Source organism: Paenibacillus enshidis (genome assembly GCF_042136365.1).
Taxonomy (GTDB): Bacteria; Bacillota; Bacilli; order Paenibacillales; family Paenibacillaceae; genus Paenibacillus; species Paenibacillus enshidis.
In genome coordinates this window covers 42,838-51,585 of record NZ_JBHHMI010000032.1, presented here as the reverse complement: position 1 = coordinate 51,585, position 8,748 = coordinate 42,838, and the positions used below count along the sequence as shown (strand labels likewise).

At 50.9% G+C, this 8,748-nt stretch carries 8 protein-coding genes and 1 pseudogene; all 9 read right to left on the bottom strand.

Features of this window, described 5'->3' with window-relative positions; translation table 11 throughout:
* A partial coding sequence (locus tag ACE41H_RS22320) for a transposase (RefSeq protein ID WP_375357766.1) occupies positions 1-488 on the bottom strand: 488 nt, incomplete at its 3' end.
* Positions 489-750: 262 nt separating this feature from the next.
* The gene (locus tag ACE41H_RS22315) at positions 751-1,119 is read right to left on the bottom strand and encodes a VOC family protein (protein ID WP_375357765.1); all 369 of its coding nucleotides are present in this window, start codon (positions 1,117-1,119) and stop codon (positions 751-753) included.
* A gap of 151 nt (positions 1,120-1,270) precedes the next feature.
* Positions 1,271-1,396: pseudogene (locus tag ACE41H_RS22310) on the bottom strand (WCX domain-containing protein); the annotation flags it as partial.
* A gap of 133 nt (positions 1,397-1,529) precedes the next feature.
* Positions 1,530-3,071 (bottom strand): peptidoglycan DD-metalloendopeptidase family protein, encoded by a 1,542-nt coding sequence (locus ACE41H_RS22305; protein ID WP_375357764.1) that lies wholly within the window; start codon positions 3,069-3,071, stop codon positions 1,530-1,532.
* Between the two features lie 265 nt (positions 3,072-3,336).
* Positions 3,337-3,966, bottom strand: coding sequence for an ICP22 family protein (locus tag ACE41H_RS22300; RefSeq protein ID WP_375357763.1), 630 nt, complete (start codon positions 3,964-3,966; stop codon positions 3,337-3,339).
* A 192-nt stretch (positions 3,967-4,158) separates the two neighbouring features.
* Positions 4,159-5,445, bottom strand: coding sequence for an adenylosuccinate synthase (locus ACE41H_RS22295; protein ID WP_375357762.1), 1,287 nt, complete (start codon positions 5,443-5,445; stop codon positions 4,159-4,161).
* Between the two features lie 326 nt (positions 5,446-5,771).
* Positions 5,772-5,996 (bottom strand): sulfurtransferase TusA family protein, encoded by a 225-nt coding sequence (locus ACE41H_RS22290; RefSeq protein WP_375357761.1) that lies wholly within the window; start codon positions 5,994-5,996, stop codon positions 5,772-5,774.
* 59 nt (positions 5,997-6,055) lie between these two features.
* Complete coding sequence (locus ACE41H_RS22285; protein ID WP_375357768.1) at positions 6,056-7,117, bottom strand: YeeE/YedE thiosulfate transporter family protein; 1,062 nt, start codon at positions 7,115-7,117, stop codon at positions 6,056-6,058.
* Positions 7,118-7,389: 272 nt separating this feature from the next.
* Positions 7,390-8,748, bottom strand: coding sequence for a replicative DNA helicase (dnaB, locus tag ACE41H_RS22280; protein ID WP_375357760.1), 1,359 nt, complete (start codon positions 8,746-8,748; stop codon positions 7,390-7,392).

Genomic DNA, 8,748 nt, shown 5'->3' with positions numbered 1-8,748 from the left:
TGCAATACCTCTTGCGGTGTCTTTTGCATATAGCGTGCTTTGGTGTGAGTGGCGTCCACAATCACCGATTTGCTGCGGATGATGCCTTTTTCGATGGCGATTTCCACCGTTTTTCCAATCAGCAGGTCCAGCAGCTTCATGTCTTTGAGCCGCAACTTGCGGAACTTGGTCAGCAGACTGGGATCGATGACACTTTCCTCCGGAGCCAAGTCCAGAAAAAACTTGAAAGCTAAATCGGTTTTCGAGCGCTCCACCAGATCCACGTCAGACAGGTCAAAGATGGTTTTGAGCAGCAGATATTTAAACATCCGGATGGGGTCTTGCGCTGTCCGTCCGTTGTTGTGGCAATAGCTTTCCTTCAGTTCCTCATAGACAAAAGTGAAATCCACCAGTTCGTTTATTCTCCGCAGCAGGTTATCTTTAGGAATGAGTATATTGTAAAGTTCGATATACGGACTCAAGACCAAATTGTGTTGCTTTGGAAGCATCGGGACCACCAGCCTTCGATTTTATATACAGATTATACCGAAAAAAAGAGACAACCTCCTCATAAAAATGAGAAGTTGTCTCTTTTTGGACTTTAGGGACTTTTTCAGTGGCCTCTACAGTAACAGGGGTTTATTATTTCACCTGTCTACCGTATGGGGAGTATATCACTTTTAGGAACACGATCTTCATGTTGCAATAATCACTTAGCCCCCTGTGACAGAGGAAATTATCACTATTATTAAGCTGGATACAAATTGCGTATTAGGCTTTACTGTGAAGGGTAACTAGGTAACCGTCTGGGTCGGCAAATGTAAAGGTTCGCCCGAATGGTCCATCTATTGGTGCGGATGTAATCTTTACGCCTGCTGCAATAAGCTTGTCGTGGATTTCTTGCGTATCAGGGGCATGAAGCCACAGAGCGACACCAAGTCCAGGCTGAGTACCTGAACCGAGTTCTATTCCTGGCATTAGGTCACGAAGAGCAAATGCAATAGGCTTTGTTTCAAAGACCACAGCATGAGGTGGTCCTGCCTGTGAGCGGACCAGTCCGAGATAGTTTTGATAGAATTCCGCAGAGCTTTCAAGATTGCTCACTTGAAGTGAAATGAAGTCGGGTCCAATTGCTGACATAATAATGTCCTCCTTTGTATATGGGGCTGTTTATATTATTAGCATTTGCAAATCTTTAGTGCACCATTCGTTTCATTATAAAGACATGTAAATAACCTCACTTCCATTTGGTATGTCTTGATTATACAAGCCCCCTGTTGCCAACAGTATGTCAGTAGCGTTCTTTCATTTTTTCGATTTCTTCTCTTACTCGGTTTTTGAATGATTCAGGTTCAGTGACTACCACATCTGCCCCCCATCCAAGAATCCAACACAGCAATTCTTCTTTAGACGAGATCACTTATGGTTCTTTAAAAAAACAAAATGCACCTCTGCTCACTCATTGTAAAGCACACAATGAAGAAAGCCGAAGATGCATCTAGTTTGGCAAAATCCTATGTCTTTTTAAAAAATCAGGTGTGACTCTCGTTCTATCTCAGATAAGTGAGCGGATTTTGCGCTGTATTGTTTTTACGAATTTCAAAATGAAGATGCGTTCCGGTTGAACGCCCGGTGTTGCCCATCACGCCGATGGAGTCGCCCTTGCTTACAGTCTGGCCGACGGAGACGCCGATGCTGCTCAGATGACCGTACAACGTCTGATATCCGTTGCCATGGTCGATAATAATCACATTGCCATATCCATTCTGCTGTCCCTCAAATACAACCCTGCCTTCATCCGCTGCCTTGACATCGCTGCTGCCCACCATGTCGATGCCTTCATGCATTCTGCCCCAGCGCGAGCCATAGCTGCTCGTCAGAGAAGCTCCGGATACCGGCCATGCAAAATCGCCCGAGCCCTGGCCAATTACCTTGGTCCCGCGCAGCACCACTTCCGGTATGGAAGCCTTCAGCACCTGCTGGCCGAGCCACTCTTCCTTCACGACTTCCCCGTTTTCTTTCGTGATCCGGTAATCCATCTGCTTCAATCCGGCCTGTCCGGGACGAACCACCTTGGAGGTTCCGGCTTTCAACTCGTCGCTCTCACGAACGATCCGCTCCGGCTGAATCTTGATCTGCTCAACCACCTTCTCCACCGTTTTGACCGTTACCGGTGGCTTTGGCGCCGTAATTTTAAGCTCATCGCCGATTTGCAGGTACTTCTCCTTCGTTCCGGGATTCTTTTGCTTGATCTCCCATGCCGTCATTTCGAACTTGCTGGCAATGGTAGAGAGTGTATCCCCTTCTCTTACTGAATACGTCACCGGTTCTTCCCGTTCCTTCATCAAGGCGTTGAGCGCTTCCTCCTCCGTGAGCACCTTGTTCGGATCCGCCTTCACCGGCTCAAAATCGATGTCCTCATTGATGCCGACAGAGGTCAGCCAGGTCTTTGGCGCTGCGGCAGCCGTCCCTGTCGAAGTCTTCCTCGCGCCAGATTGAATCCCCGTCCTTCCATCACTGTCCGGTACGTATTGCTTCTGGACCTGTTTCAATACAGCCTTAGCTGATTCAGTATCCTTAACAATACCGATGGCTTCCCCATCCACGACCAGTTCAACGCCCTTGGCATATGCAGTCAGCATGTCGTCCAGCTTGTTCAGCGTCACATTGCTGTCGATATCCGCCTTGTAGGCTTTCTCGACCTTGGTCGAGACGCCTTCTGTATTCAGCACCATTTCTACATCCGGATATTTCTCGGCATACTCTTGCTCTTTGTTTTTATACAGCTTCTGCAGTTGCTCTTCGCTCTGGAGAGCTCCTACTTCGGTGCCCTTGATATACACCTTGTAGTAAGGGACCGTGTTGGCAGCAACATATTGATTGCCCGCAAATATGATCCCGCCCACGATAATGATGCCACCGGCCGCCGCAGCAGCCCATTTGCGGGGCCCGTGCAGGCCGTGGTTCCACTGCCTGATGTCAAAAGTGAGCTTCTTCTTGTCTCCCTTCTCTTCATTACCGGTGGTCTGTTCACCGGATACGCCGCTTCCGGGCTTCTTGCCATTCAAGCGTGTTCCCTTGAAACCCTTCATGGTTCTCTCCCTTTCAAATCTTTCTATAGCTTGCAGTTGAATAGTTGTAGTAAGGATAAGGTCATGTTATTTATTCGTATATCGTATGACTTTTAAAACTGCATATATGCGAAAAAGGTTTCAAAATTTTAACCTTTTCATAATACCTGTATACTTTAACACAGCTTTTACCGGGATTTCAACTTTACTAAACAGCGAAAAAAGCCGCGCGGGGCGCGGCTTGACAACGGTTTATTCCATTTAACTCACTTTTGGTTTTTTGATCTTATTCCTTAAGCAATTTCATTAATTTGGTGTACTCTTCCGTGGTCATCCGTTTGGCAATCACCTGTTCGATCTCCTGCAGCTCTGTTTCCGTCAGCCCGTCTTCCATCGCAGCGGAAATCCGCTGCATATCCTCAGCTGGCAGCTTGTTCATCAGCATGGTAAAGATCTCCTGTTTCTCCGCTTCCGGCAAGCTGTTCTTCTTCTCCGCAATTTCACCCGAGGTCATGACCAGGTCCTCCCTGTCAGTCTCCGCCCCACCAGGTTCACCGGCATCCTCCTGTGGAGCAGCCTCATCCTGACTGCTCCCCATAACCGGCAACGCATCGTCCGGCACCTCTTCAGAGCTCGGCTCCACCGGTTCATCCTCTTGTACTGGCGTGCTGCCCGTTTCTCCCGAGCCGCCCAAGCCAGCAGATTCCGTTGTGCCGGTATCCGGTTGCTTGCCCCCAAACAGGCTTCCGCCGAATCCATTCAACCCTATGGCCGGTTCGTTCTCAAGCTGTATATTAAAAGATTCCAGCAGCGATTTCACATACGCAGTCACGACCATCCCCGTAGTCAGCATCGTCAACCCGCTGATCAGGACGACGGTCAGGCCTGTCTTCACCAGCCATCCGAGCCATCTCATGTTCGTTCTCCTCCTCTTGGCACCACACAGCAGCTTTCATTACCCTTTTCTTCCAGTATGGACGAAAAAGAAGCGCCTTAACCCTGAACGGCATGCAGAAGAGATAAATGTACAGGTTTCATGAGATGACGAAAAAGCGTGCCGGCCGCATATTAGTAAATACGCGGTCAGCACGCTGAAAATTTTGCTCTATTATACGTAGATAGGCAGCACCTGGTTCGTCTGCTCGCGGTTGCGGCCGACGGAGAAGATGGCAATCGGGATGTCTGTGAGCTCGGATACGCGCTTCACATAATTGCGTGTATTCTCAGGCAGCTCATCAAGCGTCTTCACACCGCTGATATCCTCGCTCCAGCCCGGCAGCTCTTCATAGACAGCTTCGCACTCAGCCAGCATTTTCAGGCTCGCCGGATAGTGTGTAATGATCTCCCCACGATATTTGTAGCCTGTGCAGATTTTGACCGTCTCCAGGCCAGTCAGAACGTCCAGCGAGTTCAGGGACAGCCCCGTAATACCGCTCACACGGCGGGCGTGGCGGACCACCACGCTGTCGAACCAGCCGACACGGCGTGGACGCCCGGTCACCGTTCCGTACTCATGACCTTTTTCACGGATAAAGTCGCCAATCTCATTGTTCAGCTCTGTCGGGAAGGGGCCGTCGCCTACACGTGTCGTGTAGGACTTCGCCACACCAATGACCTCTTTGATCTTGGACGGGCCGACGCCTGAACCGATACATACACCGCCTGCCGACGGATTGGAGGATGTCACGAACGGATAAGTTCCTTGGTCGATATCCAGCATAACCCCTTGCGCACCTTCGAACAGCACCCTCCGGTCCGCATCAATCGCATCATTAAGCACCACCGAAGTATCTGTAACGTATGGACGAATGATTTCCGCATAATCCAGGTATTGCTTCAGGATTTCTTCCACATCCAGAGGCTCAGCGCCGTATACCTGTGTGATGACCTGATTCTTTTCCTTCATCAAGTGGCGCAGCTTCTGCTCGAATTCTTCCGCATCCAGCAGATCGGAAATCCGGATACCGTTGCGTGCCGCCTTATCCATGTAAGCAGGACCGATACCCTTGCGGGTCGTTCCGATCTTGTTCGGTCCCTTGCGGTCTTCCTCCAACGAATCCAGTGTCATGTGATAAGGCATGATGACATGAGCACGATCGCTGATGACCAAATTTTTCGTGGAAAATCCATTATCATGAATGTAATTGATTTCTTCAATTAAAGCTGCAGGATTAATGACCATGCCGTTGCCAATAACACAAGCTTTTTCCGCATAAAATACACCGGATGGGATCAGGCTGAGCTTATACTTTTTGCCTTCGATCAGAATGGTATGTCCGGCATTGTTGCCCCCTTGGTACCGGGCCACTACATCAGCGCTTTCTGCCAGAAAGTCCGTGATTTTGCCCTTTCCTTCGTCTCCCCATTGTGTTCCCACAACGACTACAGTTGACATAGTTTCATTCCTCCGTGAAGTGCCACAGACACTCTGATTTTGGACTGCTTCCCCACCCGGGCAACACCTCACTCCGGTGCAGCGGACAGGATTTGGACAACAGGAAAAACGTCCGGCAAGTTGTTCCTGGACTGCGGAACATCCCGGGCGTGCATGATCCTGCCGCTTTAAAGCAGCAATCTAAGTGTAACAGTCTCCATTTTTAAAGTCAAATGAAAAGCGAACAATATATAACATGAAAATTGAATTGTTCGTAAATCAGCCTTTTTTCACCAGAAAAAAACCGTCCCCCCGCCAAATGCGGGACAACGGCTTGACGCTGTAGTTCATTTCTTCTGAATCGTGATCGTCCATTGCGCTTCATCGAGCTGCTCGTAGTTGGTTACTTCATGTCCAGCCTCCGCCGCCCAGCGCGGAATGCTTTCCGTCGCCTGCGTGCAGTCAAAGTCGATGACCAGTTCATCTCCGCTGTTCAACTGTTCCACCGCATTCTTCGCTTCAATCAGCGGAAACGGGCAAACCATGCCGAGCACTTCAAGTTTCTGTCTCATATCGTATGTCTCCTCTCATCTGATGGAGTATGGCTATTGATCAGATCTAATTTCCGGAATTATGCCGTTGTAGGCTGAGCGGCTGCCTTTTGTGCTGCTTTCTTGACATTCGGACGGACAAAGACGAAGTATGAAGCCGTCCACGTACCGAGAATCATAAAGACCAGCGAAATCCAGCCCTGCCAAGTCATCATGGCCGTCATGACCAGCCCGTTGCCGATGGAACAGCCACCGGCCAGACTTGCGCCGAAGCCCATCAGCAATCCTCCGCACAGGCTTGTTACGGCTGTTCTGGCATCCGGTGCCCGAAAGCGGAACTCACGGCTCGCTTTGGCGGCAATAAAAGAACCGAGAAAAATACCCAACACCAGAAATACACCCCAGTTGATGATCGACTGATCACCGGTTACCAGATACTGAATAATGTTCGCCGACGGGGTTGTAATACCCAGACCGCTCATGCGGCCAGTGGCTTCACTGAGCGGCCAGGCCAGAATCGCAATCAAGCCGACCAGCACCGCCGTTACAAACGGATGCCAACGTTTCTCGAACAGCACATGGCTGAGGCCGGAGCGTTTGGGGCGCAGCGCCGGGATTTTCACCTTCGGCTTCCGCAGCTCACGGACGGCTACCCAAATGGTGACGAGAGCCAGGAGGGCAATTAAAATCCAGACGGATATGCCAAGCGTGCCCGCTATGGAGTTGGATGCTGTTCCCGCATCACGTAGTCCATCGTTCAGCGGTTTCAGCGGACCGCTCTTCATGATGGCCGCCATCACCATATAGCCGAACAATGCGATCCAGCTTCCGAGCAACCCCTCCCCCGCACGGTACCAGGTGCCGGTCGCACAGCCGCCGGCAAGAATAATTCCGATGCCGAAGACAAAGGAGCCCACAATGGTAGCGACGATCGGGAAGGCGCCTGCTTTAAACTGCAGGAGCCCCACCTGAAGAAGCGCATAAACCCCAATGCTTTGCACCGCAATGGCAATCAGCAATGCGTAGAACATGCGGTTGTCTTTCGCGATATACATGTCTCTGAAGCCGCCTGTCAGGCAGAAGCGCCCTCGCTGCATCACAAATCCCAGCAAAGCGCCGCACAGCAGACCGGTTATAAGCATGTTAAGTGTCATTACTTACCTCCAGAAAATAAAACTCAGATAAACAAACTATATACAACTAATCACATCGGAATTAAATGTTTACAACGTGTATTGTAACAACCCTACCCTTCACCGTCAAGCAACTTTGCCGCAAAAAATAACTGTAACAACAATCGAAGCTTGTCTGTCACTACTTATCCAGATACAAAAAAAGGCATCCTGCAGCCATTGTTCTTTGGCTTTGGGATGCCCTTCAGAATACATGCGTATCTGATAGAGCGGCAGACGGTCTAACCTGCAAACGCATCGGCATGCGCACGCTCGTAGTTGGCAAATTTATTATAATTTTTGAGAAATACGAGCTCCACCGTACCTACCGGACCATTACGCTGTTTGGCGATAATGATTTCAATAATATTCTTCTTCTCGGTCTCCTGATTGTAATAATCATCCCGGTACAGGAAGGCCACGATGTCGGCATCCTGCTCAATCGAGCCCGATTCCCGCAGGTCACTCATCATCGGACGCTTGTCCTGCCGTTGCTCCACGCCCCGGCTGAGCTGGGACAGGGCAATGACCGGCACTTCCAGCTCACGCGCAATCTGCTTCAGCGTACGGGAAATTTCCGAGACCTCCTGCTGGCGGTTCTCGCCGGCTTTGCCGCGCCCATGAATGAGCTGCAGGTAGTCGATAACAATCATGCCCAGGCCCTTCTCCGTTTTCAGACGGCGGCATTTGGCGCGGATATCCGCGACCGTTACCCCCGGCGTATCGTCAATATAGATCTCCGATTCCGCCAGGGCCGCAATGCCCATCGTCAGCTTGGCCCAATCCTCATCCCCTTTGAATTCCCCGGTCCGCATGACGTTTGCGTCCAGATTCGCCTCCGCGCAGATCATACGCTGTACGAGTTGAGCTGCTGACATCTCCAGACTGAAGATGGCCACGGTCTCCTTGGCGCGTACGGCGACGTTCTGCGCAATGTTCAAGGCGAAGGCGGTCTTGCCCACGGAAGGGCGTGCCGCTACGATGATCAGGTCACTGCGCTGAAACCCTGCGGTCATTTTATCGAGATCCACGAAGCCCGACGGTATACCTGTCGTGGTGCCCTTGTTCTGATGCAGCTTTTCCACCTTATCGAACACTTCCATCACGACATCGCGTATGGCAATAAAACCGCTGCCCGAACGGCTGTTGGAGATTTCCAGGATGCGCCGCTCGGCGTCGCTGAGCATGCCCGGCACGTCTTCGCCGCCAGCGTATCCTTCGCTTACAATCTGCGTAGCTGCCCGGATCAAACGGCGCAGCATCGCCTTCTCTTCGATAATCTGGGCGTAATAATCCACATTGGCGGCAGTAGGCACACCGTGGGCCAGCCTGGAAAGATAGCTTACGCCCCCGATGTCCTCCAATTGACCCTTGTCCTGCAGCTTGGAGGTCAGCGTGATCAGATCAATCGGCTGACCCGCTTCACCAAGCTCGATCATCGCTTCAAAAATCAGCTGGTGGGATTTATCGTAAAAATCATCCGTCTGAACCCGCTCCATCGCCGTAATGAGCGCTTCGGCCTGCAGCAGAATTGAACCGATTACCGCCTGTTCGGCCTCCAGATTCTGCGGAGGAATCCGGTCATAAAATTCGCCGCCCAT

Coding starts and splice junctions, on each gene's coding strand:
- ACE41H_RS22315 (WP_375357765.1), bottom strand. CDS start 1,119: ATGTCAGCAATTGGACCCGACTTCATTTCACTTCAAGTGAGCAATCTT.
- ACE41H_RS22305 (WP_375357764.1), bottom strand. CDS start 3,071: ATGAAGGGTTTCAAGGGAACACGCTTGAATGGCAAGAAGCCCGGAAGC.
- ACE41H_RS22300 (WP_375357763.1), bottom strand. CDS start 3,966: ATGAGATGGCTCGGATGGCTGGTGAAGACAGGCCTGACCGTCGTCCTG.
- ACE41H_RS22295 (WP_375357762.1), bottom strand. CDS start 5,445: ATGTCAACTGTAGTCGTTGTGGGAACACAATGGGGAGACGAAGGAAAG.
- ACE41H_RS22290 (WP_375357761.1), bottom strand. CDS start 5,996: ATGAGACAGAAACTTGAAGTGCTCGGCATGGTTTGCCCGTTTCCGCTG.
- ACE41H_RS22285 (WP_375357768.1), bottom strand. CDS start 7,117: ATGCTTATAACCGGTCTGCTGTGCGGCGCTTTGCTGGGATTTGTGATG.
- dnaB (WP_375357760.1), bottom strand. CDS start 8,748: ATGGGCGGCGAATTTTATGACCGGATTCCTCCGCAGAATCTGGAGGCC.